Origin of the sequence: Delftia sp. PE138, assembly GCF_018320755.1 — a bacterium.
GTDB lineage: Bacteria > Pseudomonadota > Gammaproteobacteria > Burkholderiales > Burkholderiaceae_C > Comamonas > Comamonas tsuruhatensis.
Map to the genome: position 1 here is coordinate 184920 of NZ_JABEPN010000003.1, position 19050 is coordinate 203969.

At 69.6% G+C, this 19050-nt stretch carries 13 protein-coding genes; 6 read left to right on the forward strand and 7 right to left on the reverse strand.

Going from position 1 to position 19050, the window contains the following annotated elements; translation table 11 throughout:
- Positions 1-37: 37 nt before the first annotated feature.
- From HFGMBDPB_RS13190 to HFGMBDPB_RS13205, 4 genes are all read right to left on the reverse strand, one after another.
- Entirely contained in the window at positions 38-1192 is a 1155-nt protein-coding gene (locus HFGMBDPB_RS13190; RefSeq protein WP_283248045.1) for an NAD(P)/FAD-dependent oxidoreductase, read from the reverse strand.
- A gap of 151 nt (positions 1193-1343) precedes the next feature.
- Positions 1344-2777, reverse strand: a complete 1434-nt coding sequence (locus tag HFGMBDPB_RS13195) for an efflux transporter outer membrane subunit (protein WP_212645546.1) — start codon at positions 2775-2777, stop codon at positions 1344-1346.
- The gene (locus HFGMBDPB_RS13200; RefSeq protein WP_212645547.1) at positions 2770-5976 is read right to left on the reverse strand and encodes an efflux RND transporter permease subunit; all 3207 of its coding nucleotides are present in this window, start codon (positions 5974-5976) and stop codon (positions 2770-2772) included. The genes HFGMBDPB_RS13195 and HFGMBDPB_RS13200 overlap by 8 nt, the downstream gene beginning before the upstream one ends.
- Before the next feature lie 13 nt (positions 5977-5989).
- On the reverse strand, positions 5990-7204 hold the full coding sequence (locus HFGMBDPB_RS13205; RefSeq protein ID WP_016447393.1) for an efflux RND transporter periplasmic adaptor subunit: 1215 nt from the start codon (positions 7202-7204) through the stop codon (positions 5990-5992).
- 407 nt (positions 7205-7611) lie between these two features.
- Between HFGMBDPB_RS13205 and HFGMBDPB_RS13210 the strand changes: the two genes are divergently transcribed.
- The 3 genes from HFGMBDPB_RS13210 to HFGMBDPB_RS13220 all read left to right on the forward strand — a co-directional run bounded on the left by HFGMBDPB_RS13210 (position 7612) and on the right by HFGMBDPB_RS13220 (position 14849).
- Positions 7612-10782: a hypothetical protein gene (locus tag HFGMBDPB_RS13210; RefSeq protein WP_212645548.1), complete on the forward strand. Its 3171-nt coding sequence runs from the start codon at positions 7612-7614 to the stop codon at positions 10780-10782.
- Between the two features lie 31 nt (positions 10783-10813).
- Positions 10814-12544 carry an SWIM zinc finger family protein gene (locus HFGMBDPB_RS13215; protein WP_212645549.1) on the forward strand — a complete coding sequence of 577 codons (1731 nt, stop codon included), beginning with the start codon at positions 10814-10816 and terminating at the stop codon, positions 12542-12544.
- Between the two features lie 307 nt (positions 12545-12851).
- Positions 12852-14849: a reverse transcriptase family protein gene (locus HFGMBDPB_RS13220; RefSeq protein ID WP_212645550.1), complete on the forward strand. Its 1998-nt coding sequence runs from the start codon at positions 12852-12854 to the stop codon at positions 14847-14849.
- 3 nt (positions 14850-14852) lie between these two features.
- On the opposite strand, the gene HFGMBDPB_RS13225 is transcribed toward HFGMBDPB_RS13220, so the two are convergent.
- Together HFGMBDPB_RS13225 and HFGMBDPB_RS13230 are read right to left on the reverse strand one after the other, a co-directional pair.
- A complete protein-coding gene (locus HFGMBDPB_RS13225; protein ID WP_016447389.1) occupies positions 14853-15665 on the reverse strand; it encodes an AraC family transcriptional regulator in 813 nt (270 codons plus the stop codon).
- A gap of 31 nt (positions 15666-15696) precedes the next feature.
- The gene (locus tag HFGMBDPB_RS13230) at positions 15697-16080 is read right to left on the reverse strand and encodes a hypothetical protein (RefSeq protein WP_016447388.1); all 384 of its coding nucleotides are present in this window, start codon (positions 16078-16080) and stop codon (positions 15697-15699) included.
- A 224-nt stretch (positions 16081-16304) separates the two neighbouring features.
- On the opposite strand from HFGMBDPB_RS13230, the gene soxR reads away from it, so the two are divergent.
- From soxR to HFGMBDPB_RS13245, 3 genes are all read left to right on the forward strand, one after another.
- Positions 16305-16808: a redox-sensitive transcriptional activator SoxR gene (gene soxR / locus HFGMBDPB_RS13235; protein ID WP_012202096.1), complete on the forward strand. Its 504-nt coding sequence runs from the start codon at positions 16305-16307 to the stop codon at positions 16806-16808.
- A gap of 410 nt (positions 16809-17218) precedes the next feature.
- Positions 17219-17722 (forward strand): type VI secretion system amidase effector protein Tae4, encoded by a 504-nt coding sequence (locus HFGMBDPB_RS13240; protein ID WP_212645551.1) that lies wholly within the window; start codon positions 17219-17221, stop codon positions 17720-17722.
- The gene (locus HFGMBDPB_RS13245) at positions 17719-18099 is read left to right on the forward strand and encodes a T6SS amidase immunity protein Tai4 family protein (protein WP_047473661.1); all 381 of its coding nucleotides are present in this window, start codon (positions 17719-17721) and stop codon (positions 18097-18099) included. The genes HFGMBDPB_RS13240 and HFGMBDPB_RS13245 overlap by 4 nt, the downstream gene beginning before the upstream one ends.
- Before the next feature lie 91 nt (positions 18100-18190).
- Here the strand turns inward: HFGMBDPB_RS13245 and hutG are convergent, their stop codons facing one another.
- Positions 18191-19048 (reverse strand): N-formylglutamate deformylase, encoded by an 858-nt coding sequence (gene hutG, locus HFGMBDPB_RS13250; protein WP_212645552.1) that lies wholly within the window; start codon positions 19046-19048, stop codon positions 18191-18193.
- Positions 19049-19050: the final 2 nt, after the last annotated feature.

A 19050-nucleotide genomic window follows, 5' to 3' on the forward strand; every position in this document is an offset into this window, starting at 1 on the left:
GTGTTGCGGGGGCTGAAAAAGCGAAAAGGCAGGCGTCTCAGGCCGCGAAGCGCTCCGGGCTCAGCCGCCGGGCATCGACGCCCTGGGCCCGCAGCTCGGCGGGCAGCGGCTCGCGCATCAGCAGCGCGGCAGCGGCGGCCGAGGCGCCGGCGGCCGTCTGTATGCCGTAGCCGCCCTGCCCTGCCAGCCAGAAGAATCCTTCACGGCGCGCGTCCCAGCCGATCACGAAGTCGTCGTCGGGCGCAAAGCTGCGCAGCCCGGCCCAGACATGGCGCGGCCGGCGTATGCGCAGGCGGGTCAGTGTCTCGATGCGGTCTATGCCCATGGCCACGTCCAGTTCCTCGGCCACCACGTCATGCGGCGGCACGGGATCGGCATTGGCGGGCGAGCCCAGCAGCTGGCCCGCATCAGGCTTGAAGTAGAAGCTCTCATCCACGCCGATCACGGCAGGCCAGCCGTGGATGTCCTCGCCCTCGGGTGCGGCAAAGGTGAAGGCCGAGCGGCGCCGGGGCTCGATGCCCAGCGGCTGCGCGCCGCACAGCCGGGCCACGGCATCGGCCCAGGCGCCTGCGGCATTGACCACGGCGCGGGCACGGACCTGCGACCCGTCCTGCAGCACCAGGGTCCACAGGCCCTGGCCACCACCATCCACCTCGCGCTCGGCGCCGGACAGTTCGGCGCCGCAGCGCAGCCGCACACCGGCACGCGCCATGCCGCGCAGAAAGCCCTGGTGCAGTTCGGCCACGTCGATGTCCATGGCGTCCAGGTCATGCACGGCACCCACCAGCTGGCTCTCGTCCAGGCAGGGCACGAGGGTGCAGGCCTGGCGCGCGTCGATGCGCTCGGCGCGCAGGCCGTCGCGGCGGTACATGGCCAGGGCATCGTCGAGTAGGGGCTCCTGGCCGGCCGTGCCTATGTAGAGCACGCTGCGCGGCTGCAGCAGCGCGTGCTCGCAAAAACCTTCGGGCGGCGCACTGTAGAAGGCGCGGCTGGCGCGTGTCAGCGCGCGTATCTGCGCGGTGCCGTAGCTTTCCATGAACATGGCGGCCGAGCGGCCCGTGGCGTGGTATCCGGGCTGCGGCTCACGCTCGAGCACCAGCACCGAGGTGCCCGCACCGGCCAGCCGCCAGGCCACGGAGGCGCCGGCCATGCCGGCACCGATCACGGCGAAATCCAGAACCTGGCTTTCCATCATCCATCGCTCCATTTTTTTCCAATGAGAAAATTATCCGATAAGAAAAAAATGAGGCAAGCCCCTGGTCCTCGTGGTTTTCACCGGGGGACCGCACAAGCAAAAAAGGGACGGCGCCTGGCCGTCCCTTGTGGCAATGCGCGCCGCACGCTCAGGCTGGCGGCAGCTTCCCGTCCCAGCCACCGGCCAGGGCCTGGTACAGCGCCACGGCAGCGCGCAGGCCGCGTGCGCGGCTGTCGGCGGCGGCGTCCTGGGCCGCGTAGAGGTCGCGCTGCGCATCCAGCACTTCGTACAGGCCCACGCTGCCCAGGTGGTAGCGGCGCAGCGCCAGCTGTTCTGCGCGCTGGCGCTGCTCGGCGGCCTGGGCCAGGTGGGCATCCTCGGTGCGCGTGCGCTGCAGGCGCACCAGGGCGTTCTCGGCGTCCTCCAGCGCCAGCAGCACGGTCTGCTGGTACTGGGCCAGCGCGGCCTGGGCGCCGGCCTCGCTGGCCGCGATGCGCGCACGCACGCGGCCCACGTCGAGGAAGGACCAGTCCACGCCCAGGAACACGCTGCTGGTGGCGCTGCCGCCCTCGAACAGCGCGCCGCCATGCAGCGCCGTGCTGCCCAGCAGCCCGCCCAGCGACAGGCGCGGGAACAGGTCGGCCGTGGCCACGCCGATGCGCGCCGTGGCCGCATGCAGCCGAGCCTCGGCCACGGCCACGTCCGGACGGCGGCGCAGCAGGCCGGCCGGCGTGCCGGGGTCGATGGCCGGCGGCAGCTGCGGCAAGGCGGCAGGCACATCCAGCGCGGCGATCAGCGCCTCGGGCACCTGGCCCGTGAGCACGGCCAGCCGGTGCTGGGCCATGGCGATCTGCGCCTGCAGTGCCGGGATGCGCGAGCGCGTGGCCTCCAGCTGGGCCTGGGCGCGCGCCAGGTCGAACTCGGTGCCGCTGCCGTGTGTGAGGCGCAGCTGCACCAGGCGCAGCGTGTCCTGCTGGTTGGCCGCGTTGGCCTGGGCCAGGGCCAGGCGCTGCTGCCAGCCGCGCAGGTCGGCATAGCTGCCCGCGACCTGGGCCGCGATGGCCACCTGCAGCGCCGCGAGATCGGCCGCGTCGGCGCGCAGGTCGGCACGCCGCGCCTCGATGTTGCGCCGCACGCGGCCGAACACGTCGATCTCCCAGCTGGCCGACAGCCCGGCCGTGTAGCTGCGCTGGCTGCGCGGCCCGTAGAAGGCCTCGCTCTCGCTGCGCTTTTGCTGCGTGGCCTGGCCCGACATCGTGACCGTGGGGAACTGGTCGAAGCGGCTTTCGCTCAGCAGCGCCTGGGCGCCGTCCAGCCGTGCCAGCGCCACCTGCAGGTCCTGGTTGCCGCCCAGCGCCTGCTCCACCAGCCGCGTCAGCTGCGGGTCCTGGAACTGGCGCCAGAAGGCGGCATCGGGCTCGGCCTGCGAGGTGGCCGGTGCAGGCTCGGCCCGCGCGAACTGTGCTCCGGCCTGCGGCGCCGCAGGCGCCTTGAAGTCGGGGCCGACCGCGCAGCCGGCCACAAGCCCGGCAGACGCCAGCGCCAGCGCGTGTCGGCTCAGGGATTTGCGGATTTCAGACATGGTGGGGCTCCAGGGGTGCGGCTTTGTCGGAGGGTGGGGAGGCAGGCGCGGCATGTGCAGGCGCATGCCCCGTCAGCGCCCGGCCCGAGAGCCGGCGCAGCGTGACGTAGAACACCGGCGTGAGGAACAGGCCGAACAGGGTCACGCCCAGCATTCCGGAGAACACCGTCACCCCCGTGGCCGCGCGCACCTCGCTGCCCGCGCCGCCGCCGATGAGCAGGGGCACGGCACCGGCGATGAAGGCGATGGAGGTCATGACGATGGGCCGCAGCCGCAGGCGGCAGGCCTGCAGCGCGGCATCGACGATGCCCACGCCGCGCAGCTCCAGCTCGCGCGCGAACTCCACGATCAGGATGGCGTTCTTGCAGGCCAGCCCCATCAGCACCACCAGCCCCACCTGTACGAAGACGTTGTTGTCGCCGCCGGCCAGCCAGACGCCGAACAGCGCCGCGCAGATGCACACGGGCACGATGAGGATGACGGCCAGCGGCAGCGTCCAGCTCTCGTAGAGCGCGGCCAGCACCAGGAAGACCAGCATCACGGCGATGGCGAAGACCACGGCCGCCGCGTTGCTCTGCTCCACCTGCTGGTAGCTGAGGTCGGTCCAGGCCAGCTCGATGCCGCGCGGCAGCGTGCGCTGCGCGATCTCCTGGAGCTTGGTCAGCACCTCGCCCGAGGACAGCACGCGCGGGTCGGAGTCGCCGATCAGGTCGGCCGCCGGGAAGCCGTTGTAGCGCAGCACCGGGTCGGGCCCGAAGCTGGGCACCACGGTGACCATGGAGCCAATGGGCACCATCTCGCCGCGCGCATTGCGCGTGCGCAGCCGCGCGATGTCCTCCACGGTCTGGCGGTGGTCGGCATCGGCCTGCAGCATCACGCGCCAGACGCGGCCGAAGGCGTTGAAGTCGTTGACGTAGACCGAGCCGAGGTAGGCCTGCAGCGTCTGGAACAGGTCGGTCAGCGCCACACCCTGCGCCTTGGCCTTGGTGCGGTCCACCTTGACTTCGAGCTGCGGGATGTTGGACTGGTAGCTGCTGACCGGATAGGTCATGCCCGGCGTTTTGGCGATCTCGGCCTGGAAGGCCTGCAGTGCCTGCTGCAGCGCCGCGTAGCCCAGGCCCGCTCGATCCTGCAGGAACAGCGAGTAGCCCGAGCCGTTGCCCAGGCCCTGGATGGGCGGCGGCATCAGCGCGTAGGCGAAGCCGCCCTCGATCTGCGCGAACTTGGCGCCCAGCTCGGCATTGATCTCCTCGGCGCTGCGCGTGCGCTCGCCGAAGGGCTTGAGCATGATGTAGGAGCTGGTCAGGTTGGGCGTGGTCGTGGTCTGCAGCGCATTGAAGCCCGCGAAGGCAGCGACTTTGTCCACGCCCTCCACGCTGTGGGCCAGCTCCACGATCTGGCGCGTCACCTCGGAGGTGCGGCCCAGCGAGGCGCCCTCGGGCAGCTTGGCGCCGCCGAACAGGTACAGCTTGTCCTGCAGCGGGATGAAGCCGCCCGGCACGGCCTGGAACAGCACGGCCGTGCCCGCCAGCAGCGCCGCGTAGACCGCAAACACCAGGCCGCGGCGGCGCAGCGACTGCCCCACGGAGTTCTGGTAGCCGTGCGCGCTGCGGTCGAAGAAGCGGTTGAAGGGCCGGAAGAACCAGCCCAGGCTGCGGTCCAGCCCGCGCGACAGCAGATCGCGCGGCGCGCCGCGCGGCTGCAGCAGCTTGGCCGCCAGTGCAGGCGACAGCGTCAGCGAGTTGATGGCCGAGATCACCGTGGAGATGGCGATCGTCACGGCGAACTGCTTGTAGAACTGGCCCGTCACGCCGCTGAGGAAGGCCATGGGCACGAAGACCGCGCACAGCACCAGGGCGATGGCGATGATGGGGCCCGAGACCTCCTTCATCGCCAGGTGCGCCGCCTCCAGGGGCGTGTGGCCCTCCTCGATGTAGCGCTCCACGTTCTCCACCACGACGATGGCATCGTCCACCACGATGCCGATGGCCAGCACCAGGCCGAACAGGGTCAGCGTGTTGATGGAGTAGCCCAGCAGGTACAGCCCCGCGAAGGTTCCGACGATGGACACGGGCACGGCCAGCAGCGGAATGATGGAAGCGCGCCAGGTCTGCAGGAAGACGATGACCACCAGCACCACGAGGATCACCGCCTCGATCAGCGTGCTCTGCACCGCCTTGATGGAGTCGCGCACGAAGACCGTGGGGTCCCAGACGGTCTCGAAGTTCACGCCTTCGGGCAGATCCCTGGACAGGCGCTCCATGGTGGCGTAGACCTCCCGCGCCACGCCCAGCGCATTGGCGCCCGGCGACAGGAAGATGCCCACGGCCGCCATCTGCCGCGTGTCGCTGAGCGAGCGCATGCTGTAGTCGCTGGCGCCCAGTTCGATGCGCGCCACGTCGGACAGGCGCACGACCTGGCCGTCGGCACCTCCCTTGAGCACGATGGAGCCGAACTCCTCGGCCGTCTTCAGGCGGCCGCGCACATTGATGGACAGCAGCTTGTCCGAGCCCTTGGGGCTGGGCTCGGCGCCCAGCTGGCCGGCCGATACCTGCACGTTCTGCTCGCGGATGGCGGCGATCACCTCGGCGGCGGTGAGCTGTCGTGCGGCCACCTTGCTGGGGTCCAGCCAGACGCGCATCGCATAGTCGCCTGCGCCGTACAGCGCCACCTCGCCGATGCCGGGGATGCGCGCCAGCTCGTCCTTGATCTTGAGCGTGGCATGGTTGCGCAGGTACAGCGCATCATGGTTGCCGTCGCTGGAGGTCAGGCCCGCATACATCAGCGGCGTGGACGAGCGCTTTTGCGTGGTCACGCCGTACTGGCGCACTTCCTCGGGAAGGCGGCTCTGCGCCTGGCTCACGCGGTTTTGCACGCGCACGGCTGCCGTGTCGGGGTCCACGTCGGCGCGGAAGGTGGCCACCACCTGCAGGCTGCCGTCCGAGGCCGCGACCGACTTCAGGTAGATCAGGCCTTCGACGCCATTGATCGCCTCCTCCAGCGGCACGGCCACCGACTCGGCGATCTCCTTGGGATTGGCGCCCGGATAGGTGGCGCGCACCACCACGCTGGGCGGCACGACCTCGGGATACTCGCCCACGGGCAGCTGCGGAATCGCAACCAGGCCCACGGCGAACAGGATGATGGAGAGCACGACCGCGAAGATCGGGCGGTCTATGAAGAATTTGGAGAAATCCATGGTGCGTCCCGGTTCACTGCGCGGCCACGGCCGACGCCTGGGCCACCGCCGCCTGCCCATCGCCGGGCGCAGGCTTGGGGCTGACCGGCATGCCGGGGTAGTAGATGCGCTGCAGGCCGCCGACCACGAGGCGGTCGCCCGCCGCCAGGCCCTTTTGCACCACGCGCCGGCCATCGACCATGCGGCCCAGCTCCAGGTCGCGGCGCTCGGCCTTGTTGCCCTCGCCCACCACATACACGTACTTGCGGTCCTGGTCGGTGAGCACGGCCTTGTCGTCGATCAGCAGCGCCTGCTGCCCGCCGCCGCCCTGCTCGGACTGCCCTGACTGCAACTGCACGCGCGCGAACAGGCCCGGCGTCAGCAGGCGGTCGGGATTGGGCATGCGGGCGCGCATGCGCACCGTGCCCGTGCCGGCGTTGAGCTGGTTGTCGGTGAAATCCAGCGTGCCCTTGTGCGGGAAGCCCTCATCGCTGGCCAGGCCCATGCGCACGGGCCGGCCCTTGCCGCCGTTGGCGGCGTTGGCGGCCTGCTGGTGGCGCAGGAAGCTGTGCTCGTCCGCATCGAAATACACATACACCGGGTCCTGCGAGACCACGGTGGTCAGCACGCTCTGGTCGGCCTGGGCCAGGTTGCCCACGGTGAGCAGGGCGCGGCCCGCGCGGCCGGAGACCGGCGCGCGCACCTCGGTGAAGTCCAGGTTGAGCCGCGCGGCCGCCAGCGCGGCCTCGGCGGCACGCACCTGGGCGGCGCTCTGGGCCATGGCGCCGGCACGCGTGTCGGCTTCCTCGCGCGAGACGGCATGCTCGGCCACCAGCTGGCGGGCACGCTGGTCCTGGGTGCGCGCCAGGGCGGCGCCGGCACGCGTGCGCTCCAGCTCGGCCTCGGCGCTGGCCAGGGCCGCGCGGTAGGGCCGCTGGTCGATCACGAACAGCAGCTGGCCCTTCCTGACCTCCTGCCCCTCGCTGAAGGCAATGCGCTCGATATAGCCCGACACGCGCGGGCGCAGCTGCACGGAGTCCACGGCATCGATGCGGCCGTTGAACTCGTCCCAGACACGCACGCTGGCCGGCACGACCTCGCTCACCAGCACCTCGGGCGCAGGCGGCGGGCCGTCGCTGGCATGGGCATCGCCCACGGCCTGCGGGCGGCAGCCGGCAAGCAGGGCCAGCGCCGCCAGGGCGCCTCCGAACAGGGCACGCCGCAACGGCGGCGGGGGAAGAACTGGCATGGATCGACTCTCCTTGAGGGGGATGGGCAAGGCCCTGCTGCCGGGGTCGGTGCAGGGCCGGAAAAAGGGGGCTGTACCGCAGGCTCTGAAGGCCTTGCCGGCGGCTGCTCACAATGGGTTGCATTCTTCAAGTTCAAGTGAACTTGAAGTCAAGATCCAGCCACAAAGACACCACGAAAATTGAGGACGGTTTGCCAGGGGAATCAATGGCCGGATCGGACAAGCGCAGCGGCCATCGGCACTGCGGCGGGCACGCGGCGGGCGGCGCCCGCAGGGCATCGAGGCACTACACTGCGATGCCATCTGACCCTGCGTTGGCCAGCGGGAAACGACGGCCGCGAACACTTTGCGGCCCCGGTTATTCCCGCCAGCCAACCCCATATGGAAAAGCACTGGATGCCTGCCGCATGAACCTGCTTGCTCAAGCCGTACTGTCCCGCCCGCAGGGACGCAATGAACGCATCAGCACCGTGACGTTGGTGGCCCTGGACCCGCAGGGGCGCGACGCGGCGGCGCGCCATGTCGTGACCTTGCAGGTCACGCAATGGAAGGCCGGCGTCGTCGCGCAGGTCGATGACAGCACGCTGACCCCGTTGCCGCTGGCACTGGAGCCTGCACGCCAGCGCGCACTGGCCTATCTGCGCCAGCGCCTGGCGGCCGGCGATGTGCTGCAGTCCCAGCAAGGTTTTGCCGAGCTGGATGGCGTGCAAGCCTTGCCCTTGGCTGGCCACGCCCAGGAACCGGCGCCGCAGCCGCCACAGCTGCCGGAGTCGCCCGTGCAGGCCGCCGCCATACCGGCCCTGTGCCGGCGCCTGGACGGCAATGCCTGGCGGCTGATGCCCGCAGGCCAGCAGGCGCGCCTGGTGTGGCGCCTGGCGGAATATGCGGATGCCGCGCGCGGCGGCGGCGCCCAGCGCATGCTGCATGCGCAGGTGCCGCGCCTGGTGGCCCTGCTGGGCACGGGCGACGACCTGCTCGACTACTGCCTGGCCTATCTGGTGGGCCGCCTGGGCGATGGCGGCGCGGCGGTGGCCATGCAGGCGCTCTCGCAACGCGGCGCCAGCGAGGCCACGCGCGACCTGGCGCACCAGGCCTGGCTGGCGCTGCTCGCGCCGCAGGAGCGCCAGGCGGCGCTGCAGGAGCACCGGGAGCAGTGGGAGCAGTGGGAGCAGTGGGTACAAGGGGAGCAAGGGGCACAGGGGGAACAAGAGACACGCACCGCCCCGCCGGAGGACGGCCCGCAGGCGCAGCAGGCCGTGTTCAACGCCCTCACGCCCCAGGCGCTGCTGGCGGCCGATACGCTGGGCGCGCACGATGGCGCCGTCCACCGGCAGCTGCTGGCCTGGATGGAGCGCATCCCTTTCACACGCCCCTGGTGGCCTGCCATACGGCGCATCCACAAGCGTGCCGAGTGGCGGCGCGACCACGCCCTGCTGGCCGTGCTGCATGCCCGCTTCGATGGCCCGCGCGACGAGGGTGCCGTCTTCAGCCGCGACACCTCCCTGTACCTGCGCCTGCGCGGCTGGCGCCAGCTGCGGCGCATGGTCTCGGCCGGGCACAGCGAAGGCGCCGCGCAGGCCACGGCCCTGCTCCAGGCCATGGACCGCCGCTGCGCGGGCCAGGCTGCCTCGCGCTCCGGCCGCCTGCCCGAATCGCGCTGGCTGCTCGCCGCCCGGCTGCTGCTGCCGCGCTGGCCACAGCTGCATGCCTCGGCACGCGCCCATGGCTGGTACACCGACGAGCCGCTGGACCTGCAGCAGCTGCCCGCGCAGCGCGTGGAAGGGCTGTCGCCCCTGTGGGATGCCCACCCCGAGCGGCTGCTGCAGCTGGTGGGCCGCTCGCAGTCCACGCTGCTGCTGTGGTCGCTCACGCGCGCCCTGCAGGACCAGAAGGCCTTTCTGGACAGCCTGGATGCGGCGGCCGCCGCGCCGCTGCTGCACCAAACCTATGCGCCCGCCGCCGCCTTGGGCCTGGAGATTGCCCAGCAGCGCATGGTCGCTCTGACCGACGATGCGGCGCGCCGCCCCTGGCTGCTGGCGCTTGCGCAATGCGGCGAGGGGCCGGCCGCCCGCTACCTGGGCGCCTGGCTGTCGCGCGACCGCGCAGCCGCCGCGCGCGATGCCGAGCTGGTGGCGGCCCTGCTGCTGTCGCCCGCCGCCAGCTCGCGCACGCAGGCACTGGCCCTGCTGCTCTATGCCGATGGCGCCGCCGTGGCCCTGGCCCTGCTGGCGGCGCTGCCCACGCTGGATGCGGACGGCGCTGCGCTGGCCGACATCCGCGATGCGGTGCAGGCCCTCTTCGCGGACAAGGCACCGCTGGTCGCGCACGCGCCCGGCGTTCCGGCCCCGCCGCTGCACCACCTGCTGGCGCATTCGGTGACGGCACTGGTGGAGATGGCGACCGCCTGGCTGCTGGTCCATCCGCAAGGCCTGCGCACCCTGCCTGCGGCGGCGCTGCGCGGGCTGCTGGAATCCGAGGAACCTGCGCGCATGGCCTGCGGCATACGGCTCATGGGCAGCCTGGCCGACGATCTGCTGTGCGAGCAGGCCGACATGCTGGCCGGGTTCGCGGTATCGCCCCATGCCGCCTTGCGCGCAGCGGCCGCGCCCCTGGTCGAGCGCCTGGCCGGCACCCCTCTGTACAACGCGCGCTGCAACGCCCAGATCGCCGAACGCCTGCACGAGGTGCTGTTCCGCGCGGAAAAGGCCGAAGGCGTCCACGACGCGGCGCTGCGCCTGCTCACCGGCCCGCTGGCCGCCGTGGCCCCGGCCCGCGATGCCTCGGGCATCTGGCGCGCCCTGCAGGCCCAGGCCACGGGTGCGCAACGCTACGGCGCCTGGGGCCTGAAGGCGCTGGACATCCAGGCCTACACCCTGCGCCAGTGGTCCACGCTGGCGAGGCATGCCGATGCCGATGTGCGCGCACTGAGCCGCCAGAGCATCGACACGCGCCTCACGCCCATGGAACAGACCCGGCCCGAGCAGGCGGAACAGTTGCTGCCGCTGGCCGACGCCCTGTTCGCCGACACCCAGCAGTACGCACGCGAGATGTTCGGCCAGCGGCTGCCGGCCAATGCGCTCACGCCCGAGCTGCTGATCGGCTGGGTGGACCATCCCCAGTCCTGGGTACAGGCCCTGGGCCGCCAGCGGCTCGAGCAGCACATGAGCGCGCCCGAGGCCAGCCTCTACCTCGCGCGCCTGGCCCAGCACCCGGCCCCCGGCGTGCAGCTGTTCGTCACGCAATGGCTGCTGGCCCTGCCCGACGAGCCCGCGCCCCAGCGCGCCACGCGCCTGCAGGAGCTGCAGCCCTACTTCCTGGCCGTGCTCAGCCAGGTGCACCGCGCGCGCGCCAGCAAGACGCGCGTGCTGCATTTCCTGCGCGGCCAGGTCGATGCGCCCGAGACTGCGGCCGTGGTCGCGGCCATCTTCGCGCGGCAGGTGGTCAGCGCCAGCCAGGCCGACCAGCCCGACTATGTGGCCGGGCTGCGCGACATCGTGCAGCGCCATCCCCATCTGGCGCAAAGCTTCATGCAGCCCCTGGCGGCGGAGCGGCGCGGCCAGGCCCCGTCTTCCACCTGAGCGCCGCAACAAGGCACGGAGTCGATCGGACATGGAATTTCGCTATCAGTACTACGGCAGCACGCAGGTCAACGACACGGCGGCCGAGCAGGCCTTCTCCTTCGCGCCCGACCTGCTGCGGCCTCCCACGCGCTTCGACGGCCTGCTCCGGCGCGACGGCCCGGCCTACCTGCAGGTGCGCGAAGGCCTCAGCGCGCTGCACAGCGTGGTGGTCAGCGACATGCGCACGCGCGGCCGCGACAAGACGGCCTACCGCGAATGGCTGCAGGAGCATGAGTCCCAGCTGCTGGCCGGCTTCATGGCCGACACCGGCGGCGCCCAGGCGCGCGCCAGGGAAATCAGCGCCGAACTCAAGGACCTGCGCGAGACCCGCAACCAGGTGCTCTCCCCCTTCTACAAGGCCCAGCGCAAGTACTTCGACTGGCTGTTCGTGGCCAACCGCGATGCCTGGTATGTGCTGGACCCCGTGATCACCGTGCACCCGGACCGGCTGCTGTTCGAGGCCTTCAGCCAGGACGAATCGAGCTACTGCGCGGTCAGCATCCGGCACGAGGCCTTCGAGCATGCGGGCGAGCGCATCTGCGGCACGACCAACATCGATTACTCGGCCAGCCTCTACGAAGAATTCCAGAAGATCCGCAACTACCGGGACACACGGCTGACGCTGGACCCGGCCGGCTTTGCCGTGCAGGTGGGCGGCGACCCCGCGCTGCGCGAGGAAAAGATCGACCTGCCCGACAGCTGGCTGCGCGGCTTCGTGCAGGTCTCCAGCGCCATGGCCCTGCCCGCCACCGTGCTGGAGCTGCACCCCATGGACCTGTTCAACATCTGCGCGCGGCTGCGTGCCCGGCGCGAGCGCCATGGCCCGCGCGCGCTGCGCTTCGAGCTGACGCCGGGGCAGCCGCCCGCCGTGGTGTTCGAGCCCTGGGAGGAACGCCTGGCCACCCGGCGCTCGCACGTCGTCAGCGATGCCTTGGGCACGGGCGGCGGCACCATCCGCCTGTGGGGGCGCCGGCGCCTGCTCACGCTGGAGCGGCTGATCCCGCAGGCCACGCGCGTGCGCGTGCACCTGCTGGGCAGCGGCATGCCCAGCTTCTGGGTGGTGGAGCTGGGCCAGGTCACGGTCACGCTGGGCCTGTCGGGCTGGAGCGCCAACGACTGGGCCGCCAGCGCGCGCTTTCACCTGATGGCGCCGCAGGCCGAGGTCACGCCCGCCCAGGTCGAGGCCGTGGGCCGGCAACTGCAGTCGTGCTGGCAGGCCGGCGCGCAGGAACTGGCCCAGGCCACGGGCCTGGCCCCGGCCCAGGTGCACACGGCCATGACACGCTGGATGCAGGCCGGGCGCGCGGTCTACGACCTGGACGCCGGGCGCTACGCCTGGCGCGAGCTGCTGCGCGAGCCGCTGACGGCGCAGCAATTGCAGCCCGCCAACCCCGAGGAGGACAAGGCGCTGGCCCTGGTGCGCGGCAAGGCCATTGCCCCGCCGCGCATCGACCGCAAGGACGGCTTCAGCCGCATCACCGGCCAGATACCGCGCGCCGACGGCAAGCGCCTGTTCGACACCCAGCTCGAACTCAACGCGGACGAGCGCCTGACCGATGCGCGCTGCAGCTGCAACCACTACCAGCAGCACCGGCTGCGCCAGGGGCCCTGCGAGCACATGATTGCGCTGCGCCTGGTGGCGCAGGCCCAGCTCGATGCCGCACGCCAGCCGGCAGGCCCGCAGCAGGCGGCCGCAGCAGGACAAGGAGAAATCGCGTGAACCGCCTCAATTGCTCTACACTGCCACGCGGAGCGACGCGCAGGCTCTTGCAACCCGGGTGGTGTTTCGCCACCCTTGTGAACTGCCGTTTCATGCACCACGGGCGCCGTTTTCACTGTGCCACCCCAGCGACGGTATGCGTTTTCCTGAGTGGCTTGCCACAAGCGAAACACGCATACCGTCGCGGGGTGGCGTCGAGCGAACAGCTCCCGTCCCGTGAGCCCTGCGGGCTCTTCGACGAGAAGCGCGTCGCTCCACCTTCTTGCCCGCCTCGCACCGGCCGGGCCCGCCTTGCAGGGGTTGCCGCATGAGCCAGCCGCAACCCACGCGCGCCGAGATCTACGAGCGCATCAAGGCCTCCAGCAAACAGGAAGTTATCCTCGAGGAAATGCAGCGCCTGGGCTTCTGGCCCAAGGGCGAGGGACAGCCGCAGCTGGCCGCCGCCCACATCCAGCGCGAGGGCGAGTTGCAGCGCGAGCTGGCCGAGCTGCGCCAGCAGATCGCCGTGCGCCAGAACCCCGAGCGCGCATTGCGCCAGATGCGCAAGGAGCGCATGCAAAAGGCGCTGGCCCAGCGCGAGGAAACCAAACGCCGCCAGGCCCAGGAACGCCATGACAAGGCGCTGGCCTGGCATGCCAGGCGGTCCACGCACGTGGGCTATCTGGGCCCCGGCGTCTCCGCGGCCCTGCAGGATGCCGCCCGGGATGGCACGGAGCGCAGGCAGGCCGATCCGCAGCGGCTCGCCCGGCATGGCCTGCCGCAGCTGGCCGATGCCGCCCAGCTCGCCCAGGCCATGGGCATCACGGTGGCCGAGCTGCGCTTCCTGGGCTTTCACCGCGAGGTGGCCCGCACCCACCACTACCACTCGTTCACCCTGCCCAAGAAGACCGGCGGCGAGCGGCTGATCTCCGCGCCCATGCCGCGCCTCAAGCGCGCGCAGTACTGGGTGCTGGACAACATCCTCGCCAAGGTGCCCGCGCACGATGCCGCGCACGGCTTCCTGGCCGGCCGCTCCATCGTGAGCAATGCCGCGCCGCATGCGGGCCACGACGTGGTCATCAACCTGGACGTGAAGGACTTCTTTCCCAGCATTGCCTTCGGCCGCATCAAGGGCGTGTTCCGGCATCTGGGCTATGGCGAGGCCATGGCCACCCTCCTGGCCCTGCTGTGCAGCGAAAACCGCGCCCAGGCCTGGCAGGTGGATGGCGAGAAGCTCTTCGTTGGCGGCAAGGCGCGCGAGCGCGTGCTGCCCCAGGGCGCGCCCACCAGCCCCATGCTCACCAACCTGCTGTGCCGCCGCCCGGACCGCCGCCTGCTGGGCCTGGCCAGGCAGCTGGGCTTTGTGTACACGCGCTATGCGGACGACCTGACCTTCTCGGCCTCGGGCGAGGCCGCGCGCGACAACGTGGGCCGGCTGCTGGGCCGCGTGCGCTGGATACTGCGCGACGAAGGCTTCACGCCCCACCCCGACAAGGAGCGCGTGATGCGCAAGGGCCGCCGCCAGGAGGTCACGGGGCTGGTGGTGAACGCGGACAAGCCCGGCGTATCGCGCCAGACGCGCAGGCGCCTGCGCGCCGCCCTGCACCGCGCCACGCAGGCCGGGACAGGCCTGCCAGGCCAATCTGTCCAGCCTGCCCAGGCGCCCCACTGGCAAGGCCAGCCGGCCCATGCCACGCAGTTGCTGGGAATGGCGCAGTTCGTCCACCAGATCGATCCCGTGCAGGGCGGGCCGCTGCTGGCACAGGCCCGGCAGCTCACGCGCAGCCCTGTGGACCGGGCGAACGACGCCCTGCTCGAGGCCAGCCGGCAGGACCGCGCCGCCGCGCGCGCCAAGCCCCCCGCAAACGCCACGTTCCGGCGCCTGGCAGCCGGCGGGCAGGCACCTGCGCTGGCCAGCGGCAAGCCATGGTGGCAGCCGGCCGCACCCGCAGCGCCCGTGCTGGAGAAGACCGACCAGCAGCGGCGCGAGCAGCGCCAGGAGGAACGGCAGGCGGCTGGCCCTGCCCCCGGCGCCGCAAGCACCCTGCCCGCGGCATCGCCATCGCCATCGCCATCGCCATCACCGGCCGCACCGGACCCGAATCCGCCCGCATCGAAAAGGCCGCCGATGGCCGGCCTGCTCACCTACTGGGCGCAGATCGTGATCTGCTTCCTGCTGGGCACCGTGTTCCAGGCCCGGCTGATCACGCTGATCGGCATCGTCCTGGTCGTCATCCTCAGGTACCGGCGCATCCAGCGCTGGGATGTCTTCGGGGCGGCGATGGTGGTGGCCGTGCTGGTCGGCCTGGGATTGCGGCTTTCGTAGCGATCAGCGCACCGCGCTGCGCAGTGCCAGAAAGCGGCGCGGCGAGGTGCCCACGGCCTTGCGGAACATGGTCACGAAGGCCGGTGCGCTTTCGTATCCCAGGGCATCGGCCACGGTCTGGATGCGCAGCCCCTGGGACAGCTGCTGCAGCGCGGTGAGCACATGCAGCTGGCGGCGCCACTGGTTGACGGTGAGGCCGGTCTCGGCCAGGAACAGCCGCGTCATGCTGCGCTCGCTCATGCCGATGCGCTGGGCCCAGTCGGCCAGCCGCGCCTGCAGCTGGGGCTGCTCGCACAGGGCGCCGGTCATGCGACGCAGGCGGCGGTCGCGCGGCAGGGGCAGGTGCAGGCCCTCGGGCTGCGCGTTCTGGATTTCATCGAGCAGGACCTGCATGAGCCGGCCATCGCCGCTGTCGGGCTCGTAGTCCTGCGGCAGGCCCTGCACGCGCTCCAGCAGGGCATGCAGAAAGGGCGAGACGGCCAGCGCATGGCAGGGGCCGGGCGCGGGGCGCGCCGCGCCGGATTCCACAAAGACGATATGGCCGCTGGCCGCACCGCTGCAGCTGACGCGGTGCAGCGTGCCGCCCGGAATCCAGGCGGCGCTGCGCGGCGGCACCACGCAGACTCCGGCCTCGGTTTCCAGCGTGATCAGGCCCGCATTGGTGACCATGAGCTGGCTCTTGCGGTGGGCATGGAAGTCCATTGCCCAGTCACCCGGGCCCGAGCGCATCGGCAGGACGATCACGGGACGGTCCACATGGTCGGGATCCCACCTCTCGGGCAGGACTTTGAGCAGGGCGGAATCCACGGCATTCATGGTGTTTCTCTCAGTTCATGTCAATCGGTCATCAATCGGACCCGAGCAGCTCCCGTGCACGCTGCTGCGCCTCCTCGGGGGAGGCCACCAGCAGCATGGGATAGCCCCAGGCCTTGCCGAACATCTGTGCGAAGGCCTCGGCCTCGGCGCGCTTGTGCGCATCGGGCTCGGCGTGGACCAGGGCGCGCACCAGGCTTTTGAGCTCGGGGCGGCGGGCCTTCATCCACAGCACGACCTGCTTGCGCTCCTCGGGCGAGCGCTCCTCCTGGGACATGTCGCCGTCGCTGAAGAAGACAAAGGCCTGGCCGCGGGCCAGCAGGGCCGAGAAGTCCTCCAGCAAGCGGTCCACGGGCACGGCCTTGTCGCGCTCGTAGCCCATGCGGACCAGGGGAAAGCTGCTGCTGTCGATGTACATGGAAACCTCCGGCCGATGCCATTCAATACAAATGAGACCCATTACTGTATGAATGAACGGCAGCTGCGTCATTGCAGCACTCGGCCAAAGAATTTCGCAGTCCGGCCAGGACGCCTGCAGGGGCGGTACAAGCCCCGGTTGCCCTGTTCCTGCGCTTTCGCTCAGAATGGCCGCATTCTTCGAGTTCAAGTGAACTTGAAGTCAAGCCACGAAGGAAAGCCACCATGAAAACCGAGGATGATCCGCTGCTCAGCATCGGCGACGTGGCGCAGCGCAGCGGGGTCAAGGCCTCGGCGCTGCGCTTTTACGAGTCGCTGAACCTGATCGAGTCCGTGCGCAGCGCCAGCGGCCACCGGCGCTACCACCGCTCGTCGCTGCGGCGCATCGCCTTCGTGGTGTTCGCCCAGCGCATCGGCTTCACGCTGGAGGAGATCGCCGAGCAGCTGGCCAAGCTGCCCAGCCGCCATGTCCCCACGGGCGGGGACTGGCAGAAGATGTCGCGGGTCTGGAAGCAGCGGCTGGACGACCGCATAGGCGAGCTGCAGCGGCTCAGCGAGAGCCTGGACCAGTGCATTGGCTGCGGTTGCCTCTCACTGCGCCACTGCGTGCTGCACAACCCCGGCGACCTGTGCGCACAGAACGGCCCCGGGCCACGCCGCTGGCTGGGCGACCCGCCGCCCGTGGCCATGGGCGGGCCCTGCCCGGGCCACTGCCACGACGAAGGCTGATCAGGACACGCGCCGTGTCGTGACGAAGTCCAGCGGCAAGCGCTGGTGGCAGCCCGCCACCCCGACCGCGCCCGTGCTGGAGAAGACCGGCCAGCGGCGGCGGCCATTCCGTCATATAGATCCATGCCTGCATTCAGAAAAAAAATTAAGCAGCCACATGGAACTTCAAATTCATTTACTTACATTTATAAGATTATTCTGAAGAAGTCCTCATGATCGATTGATCTCAATCTTGTCTATGATCCCTTCCATCGAAAAGACCAGGTAGGTCGCCCATCGAAGGCAGTTCATAAAATGGAATGCCGATTCAGTACAGTGCAAACCATTAAATCGAGGATTGACGGTTGAGGCGAGGCGCGAAGCAGCAACGTATCAATGGTTTTTCAGCGGCTCTAAGAAAAGAAATCTTTATGGCTACCAAACGTCCGGCCTTCAGCCAAGCATGGCATGCCTTCATGGCAGTGCGCATTCCCGTTAAAGAGGTCGGCCGAAAGATCGGCGGCATGGTTCAAAAGAACACCGAGCTCGACCCAAAGCTTGGAGGCTTTGAGAATGCCTGTCCGATCCGGATGAGCTATGTGCTCAACATGACGGGATTTCCAATTCCGAAGGGCAGCACCTACAAAACCGTGAGTGGGGCTGACGGTAGACAGTACATGTACAGAGTGGCAGAAATGATGGCGTATTTGGAAAAGACTTTTGGCAAGGCTGAAAAAACCGTGCGTTCGCCGAAGACGACCGACTTTACTGGCATGAAGGGAATCATCGTCGTCAAGGGCCACGGATGGGGCAATGCAATCGGCCATGTGACCCTATGGAACGGCACGGAATGCTCTGACACTTGCCACTTGATGTCGGACCCTGACAACGGCACGTTCGTGCCCGACATTGCATCCATTTGGGTATTGCCATGAAGCCCTCAGTCCTGCTATGGGTCTTGGCTGGTATCGCTTGCGCAACGGTGCAGGCGCAGACGCTCCCGCAAACAAGCAAGTACAGCCAGAAGACCCTTCTGAAGAACTGGGCGCTCAGCATTTGCCTGGCGCAAGTGGCTCAGGACGAGCGCACTGCCAGGGACGCCGGGTCCACCGCCGGAGCCTACCTGGAATTTGGTCAACAAGACTTGGCCGTGTATGACGACCTCCGGGCTCTGGTTGCCAAGTATGTTGCCCTGAAATACGGCGGTTCAGTGCCCTCGGAATTCAACACAATGAAGTGCATTGACCTGTTTCACAGCAAGGAGCTAGACCGGATCACATCCAAGGCAGTGAAGACTGTAAGGGTCAGGTAGGCCGGGACACAGAAAGGGCCAGCCGGTCAACGCTGCAAGGCAAAACGCCCAAGCAGACGATGAATATCTGCGGCCCCGGCGCGGCGCCGTGTCAGGTCGGCTTGCGCACGAAGTCCAGTACCGCCTGCAGCATGCGCTGCAGCGTGGGCTGGATCTGTTCGGCGCGCTCGGGCAGGTAGTCGAAGGGCAGCGCTTCCTGCATGTAGCTGCACTGCGTCATCTCCAGCTGCACGGCGTGGATGCCGGCCTCGGGCTGGCCGTAGTGGCGCGTGATGTAGCCGCCCGTGAAGCGGCCGTTGAGTATGGCGGTATGGCCCGGCGCGGTCTGCGCAATGGCCAGCAGATGCTCGGCCAGCTCCAGCGCGCAGCTCGTGCCCTTGCCGGTGCCCAGGTTCAGGTCGGGCAGCTTGCCTTCGAAGAAACGCGGCAGCACCGAGCGGATGGAGTGCGCGTCCCACAGCGCCACGGTGCCGTGCACGGCCTTGAGGCGGTCCAGTTCGGCGCGCAGCTGTGCGTGGTACGGGCCCCAGATGGCCTCGCGGCGCGCGGCGATCTCGGCGTCCGCGGGCACATCGGCCGGGTCGGCGTACAGCGGCGTGTCGTCGAAGGTGTCCACGGGGCACAGGCCGGTGACGCTCTGGCCCGGGTAGAGGCTGGCGCCATCGGGCGGACGGTTCAGGTCCACCACATAGCGCGAATGCGTGGCCACGAGGATGGAGGCGCCCATGGCCCTGGCGAACTCGTACAGGCGCGGCAGGTGCCAGTCGGTGTCGGGCACGTGGCGGGCTTCCTCGGTCAGGCGCGCGGCGATGTCGGGCGGCACATGGGTGCCCGCATGCGGCATGGAGATCAGCAGCGGCGCCGTGCCCTGGTGGAAGATGAAGGGAGGGGGAGCGGTATCGGTCATGGCGTGATTCTGGAACGTTTCTGGCGGTTTTTGCGGGCCCATGG

Bases quoted from the DNA above. Each gene is read 5' to 3' on its own strand.
- HFGMBDPB_RS13190 (WP_283248045.1), bottom strand. From the start codon at position 1,192: ATGGAAAGCCAGGTTCTGGATTTCGCCGTGATCGGTGCCGGCATGGCC.
- HFGMBDPB_RS13195 (WP_212645546.1), bottom strand. From the start codon at position 2,777: ATGTCTGAAATCCGCAAATCCCTGAGCCGACACGCGCTGGCGCTGGCG.
- HFGMBDPB_RS13200 (WP_212645547.1), bottom strand. From the start codon at position 5,976: ATGGATTTCTCCAAATTCTTCATAGACCGCCCGATCTTCGCGGTCGTG.
- HFGMBDPB_RS13205 (WP_016447393.1), bottom strand. From the start codon at position 7,204: ATGCCAGTTCTTCCCCCGCCGCCGTTGCGGCGTGCCCTGTTCGGAGGC.
- HFGMBDPB_RS13210 (WP_212645548.1), top strand. From the start codon at position 7,612: ATGAACCTGCTTGCTCAAGCCGTACTGTCCCGCCCGCAGGGACGCAAT.
- HFGMBDPB_RS13215 (WP_212645549.1), top strand. From the start codon at position 10,814: ATGGAATTTCGCTATCAGTACTACGGCAGCACGCAGGTCAACGACACG.
- HFGMBDPB_RS13220 (WP_212645550.1), top strand. From the start codon at position 12,852: ATGAGCCAGCCGCAACCCACGCGCGCCGAGATCTACGAGCGCATCAAG.
- HFGMBDPB_RS13225 (WP_016447389.1), bottom strand. From the start codon at position 15,665: ATGAATGCCGTGGATTCCGCCCTGCTCAAAGTCCTGCCCGAGAGGTGG.
- HFGMBDPB_RS13230 (WP_016447388.1), bottom strand. From the start codon at position 16,080: ATGTACATCGACAGCAGCAGCTTTCCCCTGGTCCGCATGGGCTACGAG.
- soxR (WP_012202096.1), top strand. From the start codon at position 16,305: ATGAAAACCGAGGATGATCCGCTGCTCAGCATCGGCGACGTGGCGCAG.
- HFGMBDPB_RS13240 (WP_212645551.1), top strand. From the start codon at position 17,219: ATGGCTACCAAACGTCCGGCCTTCAGCCAAGCATGGCATGCCTTCATG.
- HFGMBDPB_RS13245 (WP_047473661.1), top strand. From the start codon at position 17,719: ATGAAGCCCTCAGTCCTGCTATGGGTCTTGGCTGGTATCGCTTGCGCA.
- hutG (WP_212645552.1), bottom strand. From the start codon at position 19,048: ATGGGCCCGCAAAAACCGCCAGAAACGTTCCAGAATCACGCCATGACC.